The organism is Proteus sp. G2618, from assembly GCF_009915995.1.
Lineage (GTDB): Bacteria > Pseudomonadota > Gammaproteobacteria > Enterobacterales > Enterobacteriaceae > Proteus > Proteus terrae.
In genome coordinates this window covers 129,712-148,379 of the sequence record NZ_JAABNI010000026.1, presented here as the reverse complement: position 1 = coordinate 148,379, position 18,668 = coordinate 129,712, and the positions used below count along the sequence as shown (strand labels likewise).

Genomic DNA, 18,668 nt, shown 5'->3' with positions numbered 1-18,668 from the left:
GCGAATTACGGCCTTACTGTTGAAATAGAAGCGGAATACCAAGTCTGGAGATTTTCCATCGCTGATATTGATGTGTCTAATACTGGTTGTGGGAAGAAGCCTAAGATAACCAGTAAAACAACCAATGTGATCAGGATAAAGAACTCTCTCAGATCTAACCCTTTATAGGTTCTTTCAGCTGCTTTCGGTGAACCATAGTAAGCTTGTTGCATCATCCACAATGCATAGACAGAAGCAAAAACTAAACCAAAGACCGAAATAATTGTAATCAGCTTAAAGTGACCATAAGTACCAAACAGGATCATAAACTCACCAACGAAGTTACCTGTTCCCGGCATACCTAAAGAAGCAACCGCAAAGAACAATGAAAACGCTGGTAAGAAGCGGATGCTTTTCCACAATCCACCCATTTGGTTCATATCACGAGTACCTAAACGCTCATACAGCATGCCACACATGATAAATAGACCTGCTGCTGACAAACCATTGGTGATCATTTGAATAATCGCACCTTGGTAAGCCAATACAGAGCCGGCATAAATCGCAATTACGATAAAGCCCATGTGAGAAATACTACTGTAAGCCGCAAGACGTTTGATATCTGTCTGACGAAATGCCAGTAATGCTGCATAGAATACAGTAATTAAACCTAACCACATCGCCACCGGAGCCAGTAACGCTGATGCTTCTGGGAAGAGCGGTAAGTTAAAACGTAATAGACCGTAAGCCGCTGTTTTTAGCAAAATACCTGATAAGTCAACAGAGCCTGCTGTTGGCGCTTCTGCGTGAGCATCCGCTAACCAACCATGTACAGGAACAATTGGCATTTTCACTGCAAATGCAGCAAAGAAACCTAACATCAGAATAAATTGTAGTTCAGAGCTTAAAACAGTATGTGCTTGTAATAAGGTATCGTAATTAAATGTCCAAATACCTGTTTCACGGTAGAAAGCCACCGCAAGACCGATAATGGCCAGCAACATTAACAGGCCACTTGCCTGTGTATAGATAAAGAATTTTGTTGCTGCACTAACGTGTTTTTTATCGCTACTTCCTTTGTGTCCCCATAAAGAAATCAGGAAATACATTGGGATCAACATCATTTCCCAGAAGAAGAAGAATAAGAACAGGTCAGTTGCTAAAAATACCCCCATCACACCTGCTAAGATCCACAGCAGATTAAAATGGAAAGCACCTTGTGATGGCTGATTTTCACTCCACGATGAAAGTACCGCTAAGATACCTAAAATCGCAGTTAATACAGTCATCAGCAATGACATACCATCAAGTGCAAATTGGATATTAATCCCTAAAGCAGGTATCCACGGCACAAAGTAATACTCTGTCCAGCGTGGCGCTCCATCAGCACTAAGTAGTTGATAATCGCCCTGCAACCAAAGTTGCACAGAAATAACAAGTGTTAATCCCATCGTCAGCAACGCAACCCAGCGAGGGACTTGCGAGCCGATTCGTTCAGCCTGCCAACTTAGCAGGCCACCGATGAAGGGAATAAGTATTAGCCAGGGTAATAACATGGCGCAATGTGTCCCTTAATTAAACCAGAAGCAGCAGAGCGATGACCAGCACTGCACCTAAACCGAGAGAAGCCGCATACCAACGTGCTAATCCATTCTCACTGAAACTTAATCCTTTATTGGTGCCTTTAAGCAGACAACCGAATAAATTAAAGAATTGGTTAACAGGATCATTTTGGATAAGCCACGCCGCCCCTTTATAAGGTTTGACAAACAGCACTTCATACAGCGCATCGAATCCCCAAGCATGGAACCACCATGTTGAGAAGAAACGACCTGTACGAGTATTGGCAACCTTAGAAACACATTGACGCTGTTTCAGGTATAACCATGCTGCAATGGCAACGCCTACTATCGCTACCACACCAGAAAGAATTTCTAACACATATTTACCATCGTGCGATGCATTTCCTTCAGGGAAAACTGCACCTAGCGGTTGAGTAATTAACGCACCGATAAATGTTGATAACAGTGCTAATACCGCTAATGGGAAAGTATGAGTAAACCCTCTAACTTGGTGTGCTTCGGTTTTGGTTTCACCATGGAATACGATGAAAATCAAACGGAAGGTATAAAGTGACGTAAATAACGCGCCAACTAAACCTGCAAGCATTAAGTTAAAATGCCCGTTTGAATACGCACCCCATAAGATTTCATCTTTACTGAAGAACCCTGCTGTTAACAGCGGTAATGCCGCTAATGCGCCACCACCAATTAGGAAACAAGCATAAACAAATGGGATCTTCTTACGTAACCCGCCCATCTTAAAGATATTTTGTTCGTGGTGGCAGGCAACAATCACCGAGCCAGCTGATAAGAACAGTAATGCTTTAAAGAAAGCGTGTGTCATTAAGTGGAAAATTGCCGCATCCCATGCTTGAGCGCCTAAAGCCAAGAACATATAACCAATTTGGCTCATGGTTGAATAAGCAAGAATACGTTTGATATCTGTTTGTACTAAAGCTGCAAAGCCCGCTAACACTAATGTGACTGCACCGATAATGCCGACCAATTCCAGTACTTCTGGTGCCATTAAGAATAGTGCATTGCTGCGTGCGACTAAGTACACACCCGCCGTGACCATGGTTGCGGCGTGAATTAATGCAGATACAGGTGTTGGACCTGCCATTGCATCGGCTAACCAAGTTTGTAATGGAAGCTGTGCTGATTTACCTACTGCACCGCCTAATACCATCAACATTGCCCAGTTAATAACGCTTGAGCCCACGGCTAATTGCTCAGGAGCAAGTACTGCCATTTCACGGAAACTCAATGTACCTAATTGGTCAAACAGGATAAACATACCGATAGCTAAGAACACATCACCGATACGCGTTACGATAAACGCTTTCATCGCCGCTGCGCCATTAGCAGGATTGCTATAATAGAAACCAATTAATAGGTAGCTACATAGACCAACCCCTTCCCAACCCATATACATCAGCATCATGTTATCAGCCAGTACTAAAACAACCATACTTGCGATAAATAAGTTGGTATAAGCAAAGAAGCGAGAATACCCCTCTTCTCCACGCATATACCACGATGCATACATATGAATAAGGAAGCCAACACCGGTAATAACACCCAGCATAGTTAATGAAAGACCGTCAAGAACCAGAGTGAATGGAATATTAAAATTTCCTGCAGACATCCAGTTCCATAAAGTCAGAACATACGTTTCTTGCCCATTGGCAAAGAAATCCATACCAGCCCAAAGTGCAACTAAAGCCGATAAACCAACCGAACCAGTACCAATCCATGCTGATACGTTTTCAGACCAACGACCACGTGAGAAAGCGAGCAGTAAAAATCCCAGCAGTGGTAGCAGAATGGTTAAATAGAGTATATTCATCCGCGCATCTCACTGACTGTATCGATATTGATATTTTGGCGATGTCTATGAAGCTGTAACAACAATGCCAGACCAATACTTGCCTCTGCCGCTGCCAAGCTGATTGCCAGAATATACATTATCTGACCATCCGTTTGACCCCAAAAGCTACCACCGACAACAAATGCCAGTGCAGCCGCATTAATCATAATTTCTAGTCCGATCAACATAAACAACAGGTTGCGGCGAAGTACTAAGCAGGTAAAACCTAACACAAACAGTACCGCAGCCAAGATCAAACCATGTTGAAGAGGTATCATTTTTGCTCCCCTGCGTTTTCGTTTTCGACGAGATCGTCATGGCTCTGATCACGACCAATGTGATAAGCAACTATTAACCCTGACAATAAGAGAACAGATGCTAACTCAACAGCCAGAATATAAGGCCCAAATAAGCTAATACCGACCTCTTTCGCACCAATTATTTCTCCAGTAATTTCACCGTGAGTGACACTACTAATTGCATAAATAAGCACGATTAATAACATCAGAGATAAAAGTGCTGGCCCAATCCAAAACTTCGGTTGTAGCCACTTTCTCTCTTGATCAACGACGGATTTACCTAAGTTGAGCATCATCACCACGAAAACGAACAACACCATAATGGCGCCAGCGTAAACGATGATTTCTAATGCACCTGCAAAATAGGCGCCCAGCGAGAAGAAAACCACAGAGAGTGCAATCAATGAAATCACTAAGTACAACAATGCGTGTACTGGATTGGTATGAGTGATAACTCTCAATGTTGCAAGGATGGCAATCAGCCCCGCGATGTAAAATGCAAATTCCATGAATATCGCTCCTTACGGTAACAGGCTTTTGACATCGATAGGTTTAGCTTCATCATCTGCATCACCTTTGTCTTTGCCGTTAATCGCCATACCTGTTTTACGGTAAAAGTTATATTCAGGATATTTGCCGGGCCCAGAAATTAACAGATCGTCTTTTTCATAAACCAGATCCTGACGCTTAAACTCACCCATTTCGAAATCAGGCGTTAATTGCAGTGCCGTTGTTGGGCAAGCTTCTTCACATAAACCGCAGAAGATACAACGAGAAAAGTTGATACGGAAAAATTCCGGATACCAACGACCATCTTCATGTTCTGCTTTCTGTAATGAAATACAGCCAACTGGACAAACTGCTGCACACAAGTTACAAGCAACACAGCGCTCTTCACCATCGGGATCACGCGTCAATACAATACGTCCACGGTAGCGTGGTGCAACATTGACAGGTTCTTCCGGGTACATCTGTGTTTCACGTTTGGCGAAGGCGTGTAAGCCAATCATCCAAATGCTTCGTACCTGGGTGCCGAAACCAGTCAATAACTCTTTTAAAGTCATGGTTCAATCACCCCTTATTGAGCGTTGTAAAGTATCACTGCAGCAGTTACCAGCAGATTGATAAGAGTTAACGGTAAGCAAATTTTCCAACCAAAAGACATCACTTGGTCGTAACGCGGACGCGGTAACGAAGCACGAATAAGGATGAACATCATCATGAAGAATCCTGTTTTCAGTGCAAACCAAATAAACGACGGTAAGAAAGGGCCTTGCCAACCACCAAAGAATAACGTCACGATAAGACCTGATACCGCAACGATCCCGATATATTCACCAACAAAGAACAGACCAAATTTCATACCGGAATATTCAATGTGATAACCATCAGCAAGCTCTTGCTCTGCTTCTGGTTGGTCAAATGGATGACGGTGACAAACAGCAACCCCAGCAATCGCAAACGTAATAAAGCCAAAGAATTGTGGAATGACATTCCACATATTCGCTTGTGAGTTTACGATGTCAGTCAGGTTAAAAGAGCCCGCTTGTGCAACAACCCCTAGGATTGAGAGTCCTAAGAACACCTCATAACTTACGGTTTGTGCTGATGCACGCATTGCACCTAACAGTGAATATTTGTTATTACTTGACCAGCCTGCAAATAACACGGCATACACCGCAATACCTGCAACCATCAAGAAGAACAAAATACCAATGTTTAAGTCAGCGACAACCCATGTTGAGCTAACAGGTACAATTGCAAATGACAGCAGTAAAGATGAAAACGCAATCACTGGCGCAATGGTGAAGATAAAGCGATCAGCAAATTTCGGGATCCAGTCCTCTTTAAAGAACATTTTGATCATATCCGCAATTAACTGTGCTGAACCTGCATAACCTACACGGTTAGGCCCATAACGGTTTTGGAATAACCCCAGTAAACGGCGTTCCCCCATACTCATAAAAGCACCACAAGTGACCACGACAAGCAAGATCACGACGGCTTTTAAAACGGTGAGTAAAATCTCTGTAACTTCAGGAGATAACCAGCTCATTATGCAATACCCCGCAGTTGACGAACCGATACACCCACCAGCGATGGAGAAATACCGGCCATACCTAACGGCAAGCCGATTTGACCTTGAGTCAGGTGAGTACTGATTTTCACAGGTAAGGTGAATTCACGGCCTTCGTAAGTAAACATCGCTTGCTGACCTTGAGTTAACGCTAATGCCTGTGCATCAGATTCACTCAATGTTAAATAAGCCGTTTCCATACGAGATTGGATAACTTCAGCGCGTTGTGATAACTCTTCACTACCAAATAAACGGTAGCAAGGTGCGACAGTCCATTGATTTTTCTGTGCATTAAATGGCGCAGGAATATCAGTGAAATAGCCAAGCGTATTATCACCACATTCAATTAGACGCACACCAGGATCGCCAAAGCGTAAGCTACCACCCACTTCGGCTTGGAATTTATTCCATGCTTGAGGTGAGTTCCAACCCGGTGCCCATGCAAATGGAATTTGCTGACGAGGTGCTGTTGGGCTGTTATTGCCTTCCATTGAGAACGCAAATGGAGTGTCGATATCTTTTGGTTGACGCTGTTCATGAACAGACACATTTGCCAACATAGAAGTACGGCCGCTATAACGATGCGGTTCACGAGCCAGTTTCTGTCCACGAATACGGAATGATGCATTCGGAGCAGCATCAACAATGCCTGCAAACTGAGGAAGACTGGTTGCACAATGCTCAATAACACTGTCTAACTGTGTCCAATCCAGTGTTCTTTCATGCCATTGTGAATCAACCGCACTTAACCAACGCCAGCTTTCATGCATCACGACTTCTTTGTTATAAAAAGAAGGTTCGAAAACTTGGAAGTAACGTTGTGCTCTACCCTCTTGACTCACCATTGTTCCATCGCTTTCAGCAAATGAAGAAGCAGGGAGAACAAGATGTGCTTTCGCCATAATGTCTGTTTGCTGGTGGTCGATAACAATAACGTTATCTACTTTAGCAATCGCATCGTCAATCACGTCTGCATCGTAGTGGCGATATAAATCGTTTTCCATTACAACAACAGTGTTAGTTTGACCACTACGCATCATTTTTAATGCATCATCAAGTGGTTGTGCATTCATCATGGCAAGCCCCATGCTGTTTGCATCATCAGCAACGAAAGAAAGCCCTACTTCATTACCTTTTGCTTTTAATGCAAACGCAATGTTAGCAGCTGCTTTGATAACGTCTTCGCTACCTGCATGACTACCACTGATAATTAATGGTTTCTTCGCTTGAGAAAGTGCTTGAACAACCATCTCGATATGTTTATTCAGCGCTTCATCAATGCCATCAACTGCAGGTGCTTCACCGTTAATGTTATTGGCAATCGCAAAACCTAAACGCGCTTGATCAACAACCGGTGCGCGGTAACTCCATGCAGCAACATCATCGAGGCGGGTTTCATCAACATGAGTGACAAACAGCGGATATTTTGCACGTTGCCCGATATTCATAATCGCAGCAATTTGCCAGTCAGCGACTTTTTGAGCAGCTGCCATTTCACGTGCTTTACCTTTCACAGCTTGACGTACAGACAATGCCATACGAGCACCGGTTTGTGTTAAATCTTCACCTAACACTAAAACAGCATCGTAATCTTCAATTTCACGCAGAGATGGGGTATGAACGCCACCTTTTTGTAAAATATCTAACATTAAAGTCAGTCGTTTTTGCTCTGATGCCGAGATACCACTATAGAAGTTTTCAGCACCAACAACTTCACGTAATGCGAAGTTGCTTTCAATGCTTGCACGCGGGGAACCAATACCCACGATACGCTGACTTTTCTTCAGCATATCCGCAGCAGCTTGAGTTGCTTGAACAGCGTTAATTTCTAACCAGTTACTGCCTAAACGTTTTTTAGGCTGACGAGGTCTGCTTGCTAAATTCACATAGCCATAGCCAAAACGACCACGGTCACACAGGAAATAGCGGTTTACAGTCCCGTTATAACGGTTTTCAATACGACGTAATTCACCATAGCGTTCACCAGGGCTGGTGTTACAACCTATGCTACAACCTTGGCAAATACTTGGTGCAAACTGCATATCCCACTTACGGTTATAGCGTGATGAGTGAGTTTTATCAGTGAACACACCTGTCGGACAAATTTCAACTAAGTTACCCGAGAATTCGCTCTCTAATGTTCCATCTTCAACGCGTCCAAAGAATACGTTGTTATGTGCACCAAAGACGCCCAGATCAGTACCATCGGCATAGTCTTTGTAGTAACGAACACAGCGGTAACAAGCAATACAACGGTTCATTTCATGAGAAATAAACGGTCCCAGATCTTGGTTTCTATGTGTACGCTTCGTAAAGCGATAGCGACGCATAGTATGACCTGTCATTACCGTCATATCTTGAAGGTGGCAGTTACCGCCTTCTTCACAAACTGGACAGTCATGAGGATGGTTTGTCATATACCATTCAACAACGCTTTCACGAAATTTCTTCGCTTCTTCGTCATCAATAGAGATAAACGTGCCATCAGTCGCCGGTGTCATACAAGACATCACTAAACGACCTCGGGTATCCTCAGCATTTTGATACTGCTTCACCGCACACTGGCGGCAAGCGCCAACGCTTCCCAGCGCTGGGTGCCAGCAAAAATAAGGAATATCTAAGCCTAAATTAAGACAGGCTTCTAACAGGTTATCAGCCCCGTTAACTTCATATTCTTTGCCGTCTACATGAATCGTAGCCATAGTCAGCATGCTTCCCAAAGGCCTGCACAGCAGGCGTTAAACCTAGAATGTGTCGTGAAAAATTACCAGCGGCTTTTCAGCAAGTTAGGCTGAATACCTCTGATCAAGTTGGCATTGGTATAATCTTCTTGAATAATGCCAGCCTCAAATTCTTCACGGAAATATTTAATGGCGCTTTGTAAAGGTTCTACTGCGCCCGGTGCGTGAGCACAGAATGTGTGTCCTGGACTTAAAGAACGACATAAATGCTCAAGTGTTTCGATATCACCAGGGCGACCTTTACCGTTTTCTATCGCACGTAAGATTTCGACACTCCATGGCAAGCCATCACGACAAGGTGTACACCAGCCACAAGATTCACGAGCAAAGAACTCTTCTAAATTACGGGTTAATGAAACCATATTAATTTCATTATCTACCGCCATTGCAAGTGCTGTACCTAAACGGCTACCTGCTTTTGCAATCGTGCCAAAATCCATTGGGAGATCGAGATGATCTTCTGTTAAGAAGTCAGTACCTGCGCCACCCGGTTGCCATGCTTTCAGCTTAAGACCATCACGCATACCGCCTGCGTAATCTTCAAGGATCTCACGCGCTGTTGTACCAAATGGTAATTCCCATAAGCCCGGAAATTTCACGCGACCAGAGAATCCCATTAATTTAGTACCCGCATCTGGGCTTTTGCCTTCACTTAAGCCGATATACCAATCTTTACCGTGTTCAATAATCGCAGGCACGTTACACAATGTTTCAACGTTATTGACACAAGTTGGTTTACCCCATGCACCTGATGTTGCTGGGAAGGGAGGTTTAGAGCGCGGGTTAGCACGACGACCTTCTAATGAGTTGATTAATGCTGTTTCTTCACCACAGATGTAACGACCTGCACCAGTGTGAACAAACAGTTCAAAATCAATTCCGGAACCAAAGATGTTTTTACCAAGAAAGCCAGCTGCTTTTGCTTCTTCAATGGCATGGCGTAAATGCTTAGCCGCTTCGACATATTCACCACGAAGGAAAATATAACCACGGTAAGCTTTTAGTGCGTGAGCGCCGATAATCATCCCTTCAATTAACAGATGTGGAAGTTCTTCCATTAAGAGACGGTCTTTATAAGTACCCGGCTCCATTTCATCTGCGTTACAAAGGATGTAACGGATATTCATGCTTTCATCTTTTGGCATCAGGCTCCATTTCAAGCCTGTTGAGAATCCAGCACCACCACGACCTTTTAGACCAGCATCTTTAACTTCAGTGGTCACTTCCGTCGGTGACATACCTTTTAATGCTTTTTCTGCCGCTTTATAACCGTTTGTAGCACGGTATTCATCCAGCCATACAGGCTGACGATCATCACGTAAGCGCCACGTTAGCGGGTGCGTTTCTGCGCTACGAATAATCGGTTTTGCTCCTGAAATTGCTGTCATGGATACTGCTCCAGTAACGTTTCAATCTCTTCAGGTTTAACAAAGCTGTGAGTATCGTCATCTACCATCATGGTAGGACCTTTATCACAATTACCTAAACAGCAGGTTGGCAGTAACGTAAAGCGACCATCTGGTGTAGTTTGACCAGGAATGATATTAAGATGCTTTTCAATCGCTGCCTGAATGCCTTGATAACCTGTAATATGACAAACCACGCTGTCACAAAAACGAATAATGTGACGGCCAACGGGTTGACGGAAAATTTGGCTATAGAACGTAGCAACGCCTTCAACATCGCTTGCAGGGATCCCAAGAACATCCGCAATCGCATAAATTGCACCGTCTTCAACCCAACCGCGGTTCTTCTGCACAATTTTCAGTGCTTCAATAGAGGCTGCTCGCGGATCTTCATAGTGATGTTTTTCTTGTTCAATTTCAGCACGTTCTTCTTCAGTTAAAACAAACGTTGCTTTCTTTGAATGCGTGACATCAACGATTTCGATCTGCACTGCATCATCTTTTTGGTTTAATTCATTTTGCATGATTAACGATCCACATCCGACATTACAAAATCAATACTTCCCAGATACACAATCAAGTCAGAAACCAGACTACCGCGGATAACCGCTGGGATTTGTTGCAAGTGAGCAAAGCTTGGCGTACGAATACGCGTGCGGTAGCTCATTGTGCTGCCATCACTGGTTAAGTAATAGCTGTTGATCCCTTTAGTGGCTTCAACCATCTGGAATGATTCATTAGCAGGCATAACAGGGCCCCATGAAACCTGTAAGAAGTGATTAATCATGGTTTCGATATGCTGTAATGTGCGCTCTTTTGGTGGAGGCGTTGTCAGTGGATGGTCTGCTTTAAATGGCCCTTCTGGCATATTTTTATAGCACTGTTCCAGAATACGTAAGCTTTGGCGTAGTTCTTCTACTTTCAGCATTACGCGGTCATAACAGTCACCATTACTTGCAACAGGGATTTCAAATTCAAAGTTTTCATAACCTGAATATGGACGCCATTTACGCACGTCAAATTCAACACCTGTTGCACGAAGACCTGCACCTGTCACACCCCAATCTAATGCTTCTTTAGCATTATATGAGGCAACACCAATAGTACGACCTTTCAAGATACTGTTTTGCAGTGCTGCTTTTACGTAAGAATCTAGGCGTTTTGGCATCCAATCTAAGAATTCACGTAATAAGCGTTCCCAACCGCGAGGTAAGTCATGAGCAACACCACCGATACGGAACCATGCTGGGTGCATACGGAATCCAGTAATTGCTTCAACAATGTTGTAAACTTTCTGACGGTCAGTAAAGGCAAAGAACACCGGTGTCATTGCACCAACGTCTTGGATAAAGGTACTGATATACAGTAAGTGACTATTAATACGGAATAGCTCTGACAGCATGACACGAATGACTTTAACGCGTTCAGGCACTTCAATACCGGCAAGTTTTTCCACTGCAAGTACATAAGGCATTTCGTTAACGCATCCGCCAAGGTATTCGATTCGATCTGTATATGGGATATAGCTGTGCCAAGATTGGCGCTCACCCATTTTTTCAGCACCACGATGGTGATAGCCCACGTCAGGCACACAGTCGACGATCTCCTCGCCATCAAGCTGAAGAATAATACGGAATGCACCGTGAGATGATGGATGGTTAGGACCGAGGTTTAAGAACATAAAGTCCTCATTCTCCGTACCGCGTTTCATCCCCCACTCTTCAGGTTTAAATGTTAGCGATTCCATTTCCAGATCCTGCTTCTGCTTTGTCAGCACATAAGGATCGAACTCTGTCGCACGGGCTGGATAATCTTTACGCAGTGGATGACCTTCCCAATCAGGAAGCATCATAATACGACGTAAATTTGGATGCCCATTAAAGACAATCCCAAACATATCCCAGACTTCACGCTCATACCAATTCGAGTTAGGAAAGATAGATGTGATAGTCGGAACATTAAGATCATTTTCACTTAATGCGACTTTCAACATAATATCTTTATTACGATCGATTGATATCAGATGATAGAAAACGGAAAAGTCTGCTGCTGGCAAGCCTTGACGATGCGTACGAAGACGCTCATCAAAACCATGCATATCAAACAGCATGACATAAGGTTTTGGTAAAGATTTGAGGTATAGCATTACCTCAATAAGTTGTTCCCGCTTTACCCAAACAACTGGCATGCCAGTACGAGTAGGCTGGAACGTAAACGCATCTGGCCCAAATTTCTGACGCAGTTCATTAACCACCTGATCATCAATATGATCGGTCGTTTCCCACGCTGGCCGAGCGCCTTTTTGCGCTATCTGATCGGTCATTTCTATTCACCACAACTTTGATCAGGGTTACTATGATCGCAACACATTGCTCTGGTTACGTCTTAGGCAAAAGCCTTTAAATTTCGTCAGGAGTACGCAGATTTTTCACTGCGATACGTTCACCGTGTTTTCTTTCTCGTTCTGATTGCATATTGGCACGGTAAACGCCTTGGTCGCCGACAACCCATGATAATGGGCGACGTTCTTTACCAATGGACTCTTGTAATAACATCAGTGCTTGCATGTAAGCTTCAGGGCGTGGTGGACATCCAGGAATATACACATCGACTGGAATGAACTTATCAACACCTTGCACTACTGAGTAGATGTCGTACATACCACCAGAGTTTGCACATGCCCCCATAGAGATAACCCATTTAGGCTCTAACATCTGATCGTATAAACGTTGAATAACGGGTGCCATCTTAGTAAAGCAAGTACCCGCAACCACCATAAAGTCAGCTTGACGAGGGGATGCACGTAATACTTCAGAACCAAAACGAGCCACGTCATGCACAGCCGTAAATGACGTCACCATTTCAACGTAACAACAGGAAAGACCAAAGTTATATGGCCATAAAGAGTTTTTCCGTCCCCAGTTCACAACGTCATGCAACGCATGTTCCAGTTTTCCCATATACACGCTGCGATGAACGTGAGCATCTAACGGGTCACTGACAATTTCCTGTGATTGCAGGGGATAACGGTCATTCTCACCGTTCGGATCTATGCGGGTGAGCGTATAATCCATTTCTAATGCCTCGCTTATTACTGCTGCGGATGTTTGCCGCTGGTTAATCGAACATGGCTTTTACTCGCAGTTTCACGGCGAGAGCGAACAGGCGTCCAATCTAATGCGCCTATACGAACCAAGTAGAATAATCCAGCTAATAAAATAGCGATGAAGACTGATGCTTCAATAAAGCCTAACCAGCCAACTTCACGAACGGAAACAGCCCAGGCATAAAGAAACAGTGCTTCAACATCGAAAATAACGAAAAACATGGCAACTAAATAGAATTTAGCTGACATGCGCAGACGAGCGCTGCCAACAGAATCAAGACCTGATTCATAAGGAACATGCTTTGCCCTTGCCTGTGCGCGTCCGCCTAAATAGCGGGCACCCAACAACATGAGCGAACATAACCCCAATGCGCCTATGAGGAAGACAGCAAATGCCCAATGATGGGCGATAACTTCGGTGGTTGTAGACATACTCATTGCTTACTCATCAAAGGTGGTGTCAATTAACCAACTCTTATCCGGCGGTTTACACCACATTTCTAATTACGAAAAAAAAGGCGAATTAAACAGACTTGCTAATTAAAGAAATAATAACAGTCTATTTATACCTTTATTCTTTTTTAAAAAACTTTGCGACAAATCACTCAGTTTTCTATCGCGATTTAACAACTTTAACACTCAATTTTAACACTCAATTACGGCTCAATGCTAAAACGTGTCAGTAAACCGACAAGCTTTATGCTAACACGCTTAGTCTAACTGATAATTCGATTTTACTACACCAGTATCTCAGGAAAAACCTGACTCAACACAGGCAAATGTGCCTTATTTTTTTGATCAAACTCACAAAATAGTCGAAAAAACACCTAATCAGTTTAAAATTTATCCAAATTTTAACAAATTAACTTTCTAATATTGTGGAGGAGGTCAAATATCCGCTTAGATTTACTTTTTTATTCTCTTAAAACCTAGACAATCTTTTTATTTGTTAACAAATCCTACAAGTGATTAACCAAGGGGGAAGGTAAACATTTTTTTAACAAGCAGTTAAGGTAGTTATGGAATGAAATGTCACAAAGATAAATACATAAAACAACATAATTATTAACAAAGTGTTACTATTTCAAAAAAAATAATAAAAAAACGGAAATAAATGCACTTTATTGCATCTATTCCCGTTTATCATTATTCATCACTATCCAGTTTTATTTGACTCTTTTTTAATCTTTAATTTTTGTGTTTTAACGCTAAAAAATTCACACAATTATTAATGTGATTATTCAAGTTCAGTAGAGCTAATATCTTCAGGTGCAGTGACGGTATAAGGTGTTTTCTTGTTTTCAATCGCATTGAATACTGTTAACACCGCTTCGTTTTGTTCATCAGAATTACGATATAACCAATATTGTGTCTCAGGTAAACGAGGTAATCCTTCGCTTTCACCTAAAATACGTAAATCGGCATTCTGCATTTCAAGTGGACGTGCAGTAATACCCACTTCTGCATTAACCGCAGCACGAACAGCAGATAAAGAAGCTGCTTCATAAGCAATACGCCATTGGATCCCTGCATCATCTAACGTGTTTATCGCTAATTGACGGAATGGGTTCGTTTCATCCATTACAACTAAAGGAATAGGCTCATTCATTTGTAATTGGAAGTCTGGCGCACAATGCCATAACACTGGTGCAGTACGTAACGCTGTACGTGGGTGATGACCAATACGTGCTGTTGTTAATGCTAAATCAATTTCATGATTATCTAGCATTGTCTCAATATATTGAGAACGCTTAATACGTACATCAACAGCTAAACGTGGATACACTGACGCGATACGATTTAGTAAAAACGGTAATAAAGTATCAACAGAGTCATCAGAAGCACCAATACGTAGCTCCCCTTCTGCATCACTATATGTTAATGATGCCGTTGCATCATCATTTGCACGCAGAATTTGACGCGCATAACCTAACAGTTGTAGACCATGCTCTGTTAAAAGTTTATTACGACCATGACGGGCGAAAAGCTCTCTACCCACCAATTGCTCTAAACGTTGCATCTGCTGACTCACAGCAGATTGGGTTCGACATACAGCAGCAGCGGCTGCTGCAAAAGTGTTCAAATCTGCTACAGCTACAAACGTTCTAAGCAGATCGAGGTCGAGATTCATTATCGGACGATTTGCATTAATCATTGTTTATTCTTCACTTATTTTTGATTTTTAAATTACATATACCTGGTGTTTTATATCAAAAGTCTAAAAAAGACTTCCGATTCAGACAGTACTCTACTCTGAAAAGGAGAGCAAAGACATACCGAATACTTTACATTTGTTTCTTATCGTTTACACCTCCTAGATAGAAAGGAATTGCATCTTTTTGTAACAAATTAAATTTTATTATCATTTCAAGCATTCACAAGAAAGAACTGTATACCGTCATCACAAGTTAGACGTAGATCATACTATATTGCTTTCTCATTCATAAATTTTAACATTTTGAAAATAATTTAAATTATCTTAACTATGCATTCAGGTTTAAGTATCTTCCCCTATAAACTAAATTTAAGATTTAAATTTAATTTATACTTAAACTAATTGATTGCTATAGAATAAAGTAGATTTAACCATATTATTTGAAAATTTAATATATTAAGTCAGATAATACAAATCCGATAAAATTATTCAATAATTGATTATGCAACATTTCATCTACCTATCAATCACATCAACTTATTTCTGATAACCACACTAAAAAGCCCCTTTTCAATAGAGCAATAATCTAGTTTCACTTCAAAATATGAAATATAAATCCATCATAAGCAATACAATCAGTCATCAAAATAACATTCTAAGAATAAACTGACCTTTTACACCAAAAATTACCTAGCATCTTCAAAAGTTTGTAACGTAAGAGTAGAGTGATAGAACAGTTATTTGCTGGGACAGCCTTTTCATTTGTATCTTTCTATATGAATAGCAATCGGCGATAAATGTCGCTAAGTCGCCATAATCACAATAAAAGATACGAGTCAGACCCTATTAGGTAAACGCGCTATGAATCAGATTAAAAAATCAAACAAACTCGAACATGTCTGTTACGACATTAGAGGTCCGGTTTTGCAAGAAGCAAAACGTCTGGAAGAAGAAGGTAATAAAGTTTTAAAACTCAATATTGGTAACCCGGCACCTTTTGGCTTTGAAGCACCTGATGAAATCTTAGTAGATGTGATCCGCAATCTACCAAGCTCTCAAGGTTATAGTGACTCCAAAGGACTGTTTTCTGCGCGTAAAGCTATCATGCAGCATTATCAAGCCCGTGATATGCGTGATATCACTGTTGAAGACATTTATATTGGTAATGGTGTTTCTGAGTTAATCGTACAAGCAATGCAAGCTTTATTAAATAATGGCGATGAAATGCTTGTACCTGCACCTGATTATCCATTGTGGACAGCAGCCGTTTCTCTTTCAGGAGGAAATGCCGTTCACTATATGTGTGATGAGCAACAAGGCTGGTTCCCTGATTTAGATGATATCCGCAGTAAAATCACAAAAAATACCCGCGGTATTGTTATTATCAACCCAAATAATCCGACAGGTGCGGTATATAGCAAAGACATTCTGATGGAAATTGTTGAAATTGCACGTCAACATAACCTGATTATTTTTGCTGACGAAATCTACGATAAAATTCTGTATGACGATGCCGAGCACCATTCTATTGCTGCCATGGCGCCCGATTTATTAACCGTAACATTTAATGGTTTATCAAAAACCTACCGCGTTGCAGGCTTTCGTCAAGGTTGGATGGTATTAAACGGCCCTAAAAAACACGCTAAAAGCTATATTGAAGGCTTAAATATGTTAGCGTCTATGCGTTTATGCGCTAACGTTCCTATGCAACATGCCATCCAAACGGCATTAGGTGGCTATCAAAGTATTAGTGAATTTATTCTGCCGGGTGGTCGTTTATATGAGCAACGCAACCGTGCTTGGGAACTAATTAATCAAATTCCGGGCGTTTCTTGTGTTAAACCTATGGGAGCATTGTATATGTTCCCTAAAATAGATCTTAACCGTTACAGTATTAAAGACGATCAAAAAATGATCCTCGATTTATTACTCCAAGAGAAAGTATTACTGGTACAAGGTACAGCCTTTAACTGGCCATACCCAGACCATTTCCGTATCGTTACTCTTCCGCGTGAAGACGATTTAGATATGGCAATTCAAAAATTCGGTCGCTTTATTGTCGGTTATCATCAATAAGATTACCTGCATATAAAATAAAACGCAGTATAACAACCAGTTATATTGCGTTTTTTTATTTTCTTTTCTATTAACGTTTACATCTACCTGTTATCCACTCACAATAATGCCTTCAATCACGCAATTGGGAGATATTATGAGTTACTTTTTTGCCCACCTTTCTCGCTTAAAACTCATTACTCGTTGGCCTTTAATGCGTAATATCCGCCAAGAAAATGTTTCTGAACACAGTTTACAAGTCGCTTTTGTCGCCCATGCCTTAGCGGTGATTAAAAATCGTAAATTTGGTGGTAATGTCAATGCTGAACGTATTGCATTACAAGCGATGTATCATGATGCCAGTGAAGTGATCACCGGTGATATGCCGACACCGATTAAGTACCATAATCCACAAATTGCTCATGAATATAAAAAAATAGAAAAATATGCCCAGCAAAAATTAATTGAAATGTTACCAGAAGAATTACAAGACGATTTTCGCCCTCTTATTGATGAGCAATTACATAGTGAGGAAGAAACCTTTATTGTCAAACAAGCTGATAGTTTATGTGCTTATTTAAAATGCCTTGAAGAGCTTGCCGCAGGTAATAGTGAATTTAATTTAGCCAAAAATCGCTTAGAAAAAACGTTAGCCGAAAGACATAGCCCAGAGATGGACTATTTTATGAAGGTATTTGTACCAGGGTTTAGTTTATCGCTTGATGAAATTAGTGAGTAAAAAAATCAGCTTATGATAATATATTATCGTAAGCTGATTTTTAATTAATTTTAATTGTTAAAAGTATTTTTATTATTAATAGACTGGAAGTAAGGTGAACTTTCGTACTGAATATGACTAATAGACCTTTCATTTTCTAGTTGAGGTTCATCTGTATGTATCTTTGATGAAATCCATAAATTCTTATCTAATTTTATTTTTTGAGTCGGTGGATTATTCTTTTTTTCAAAAGATGTATATCCTATTTCTTGTGGATATTTTGCAATACTATCATTAATACTTTCCTTCAAATTTTCAGCTGTAGACTTATTATAAATATGCCGAACACCTCTTTTCTCTTCATTTTTATTTAATAAATCTTTCTGTATTTGATTTAATTTTATCGGTTCACCTATCGTAACATTTGATTCAATTTTACTAAAAAAGCTGACAATATTATTTTTAATACTACTAATACTAGATGCTAATCTTGAAAAAATTGATTTACTTTTTTCATTAGAACCTATACCAACAACTTTTCCGCTATTATTAAGGACTTGAAATGTAATACCCATAATTATCTCTTTATCTATAAATAAATGTATAGACAAAGAATACACCTCTAATTTGAATTAATTTTCAGAAAAAAAACATCTATAAATAAATTATATATTGCACATAAAAAACTACCAACCAATAA

The 18,668-nt window shown here is 41.0% G+C and carries 16 protein-coding genes; 2 read left to right on the top strand and 14 right to left on the bottom strand.

The genetic code is table 11. The features are described 5' to 3' along the window. Positions 1-5: 5 nt before the first annotated feature. The 13 genes from nuoM to hexA form a co-directional block, all read right to left on the bottom strand. Positions 6-1,535, bottom strand: coding sequence for an NADH-quinone oxidoreductase subunit M (gene nuoM, locus GWJ01_RS17245; protein ID WP_109393059.1), 1,530 nt, complete (start codon positions 1,533-1,535; stop codon positions 6-8). Between the two features lie 19 nt (positions 1,536-1,554). Continuing rightward, positions 1,555-3,390: an NADH-quinone oxidoreductase subunit L gene (nuoL, locus tag GWJ01_RS17240; RefSeq protein WP_109401837.1), complete on the bottom strand. Its 1,836-nt coding sequence runs from the start codon at positions 3,388-3,390 to the stop codon at positions 1,555-1,557. Then, positions 3,387-3,689 (bottom strand): NADH-quinone oxidoreductase subunit NuoK, encoded by a 303-nt coding sequence (gene nuoK, locus GWJ01_RS17235; RefSeq protein ID WP_023581731.1) that lies wholly within the window; start codon positions 3,687-3,689, stop codon positions 3,387-3,389. The genes nuoL and nuoK overlap by 4 nt, the downstream gene beginning before the upstream one ends. After that, entirely contained in the window at positions 3,686-4,219 is a 534-nt protein-coding gene (nuoJ, locus tag GWJ01_RS17230) for an NADH-quinone oxidoreductase subunit J (protein ID WP_109401838.1), read from the bottom strand. The genes nuoK and nuoJ overlap by 4 nt, the downstream gene beginning before the upstream one ends. A 12-nt stretch (positions 4,220-4,231) precedes the next feature. Beyond that, entirely contained in the window at positions 4,232-4,774 is a 543-nt protein-coding gene (gene nuoI / locus GWJ01_RS17225; protein WP_006533299.1) for an NADH-quinone oxidoreductase subunit NuoI, read from the bottom strand. A gap of 14 nt (positions 4,775-4,788) precedes the next feature. Next, the gene (gene nuoH, locus GWJ01_RS17220; RefSeq protein ID WP_006533300.1) at positions 4,789-5,766 is read right to left on the bottom strand and encodes an NADH-quinone oxidoreductase subunit NuoH; all 978 of its coding nucleotides are present in this window, start codon (positions 5,764-5,766) and stop codon (positions 4,789-4,791) included. Continuing rightward, positions 5,766-8,498 (bottom strand): NADH-quinone oxidoreductase subunit NuoG, encoded by a 2,733-nt coding sequence (gene nuoG / locus GWJ01_RS17215; RefSeq protein WP_161711371.1) that lies wholly within the window; start codon positions 8,496-8,498, stop codon positions 5,766-5,768. Before nuoG ends, nuoH begins: the two co-directional genes overlap by 1 nt. Positions 8,499-8,551: 53 nt before the next feature. Next, a complete protein-coding gene (gene nuoF / locus GWJ01_RS17210) occupies positions 8,552-9,916 on the bottom strand; it encodes an NADH-quinone oxidoreductase subunit NuoF (RefSeq protein WP_109393055.1) in 1,365 nt (454 codons plus the stop codon). Beyond that, positions 9,913-10,458 (bottom strand): NADH-quinone oxidoreductase subunit NuoE, encoded by a 546-nt coding sequence (gene nuoE / locus GWJ01_RS17205; RefSeq protein ID WP_006533305.1) that lies wholly within the window; start codon positions 10,456-10,458, stop codon positions 9,913-9,915. The genes nuoF and nuoE overlap by 4 nt, the downstream gene beginning before the upstream one ends. A gap of 2 nt (positions 10,459-10,460) precedes the next feature. Continuing rightward, entirely contained in the window at positions 10,461-12,257 is a 1,797-nt protein-coding gene (gene nuoC, locus GWJ01_RS17200) for an NADH-quinone oxidoreductase subunit C/D (protein ID WP_075670636.1), read from the bottom strand. Between the two features lie 76 nt (positions 12,258-12,333). Then, positions 12,334-13,008, bottom strand: coding sequence for a NuoB/complex I 20 kDa subunit family protein (locus GWJ01_RS17195; protein ID WP_004243697.1), 675 nt, complete (start codon positions 13,006-13,008; stop codon positions 12,334-12,336). A gap of 17 nt (positions 13,009-13,025) precedes the next feature. Further along, on the bottom strand, positions 13,026-13,478 hold the full coding sequence (locus GWJ01_RS17190) for an NADH-quinone oxidoreductase subunit A (RefSeq protein ID WP_036912633.1): 453 nt from the start codon (positions 13,476-13,478) through the stop codon (positions 13,026-13,028). 799 nt (positions 13,479-14,277) lie between these two features. After that, positions 14,278-15,195, bottom strand: a complete 918-nt coding sequence (hexA, locus tag GWJ01_RS17185) for a transcriptional regulator HexA (RefSeq protein WP_075670634.1) — start codon at positions 15,193-15,195, stop codon at positions 14,278-14,280. An 861-nt stretch (positions 15,196-16,056) separates the two neighbouring features. Here hexA and GWJ01_RS17180 point away from each other — a divergent pair. Then, a complete protein-coding gene (locus GWJ01_RS17180; protein ID WP_075670632.1) occupies positions 16,057-17,271 on the top strand; it encodes a pyridoxal phosphate-dependent aminotransferase in 1,215 nt (404 codons plus the stop codon). Positions 17,272-17,407: 136 nt separating this feature from the next. Then, positions 17,408-17,989, top strand: coding sequence for a 5'-deoxynucleotidase (gene yfbR / locus GWJ01_RS17175; RefSeq protein WP_075670630.1), 582 nt, complete (start codon positions 17,408-17,410; stop codon positions 17,987-17,989). A gap of 50 nt (positions 17,990-18,039) precedes the next feature. Here yfbR and GWJ01_RS17170 read toward each other — a convergent pair whose 3' ends face one another. Beyond that, positions 18,040-18,543 (bottom strand): hypothetical protein, encoded by a 504-nt coding sequence (locus GWJ01_RS17170; protein WP_109401841.1) that lies wholly within the window; start codon positions 18,541-18,543, stop codon positions 18,040-18,042. Positions 18,544-18,668: the final 125 nt, after the last annotated feature.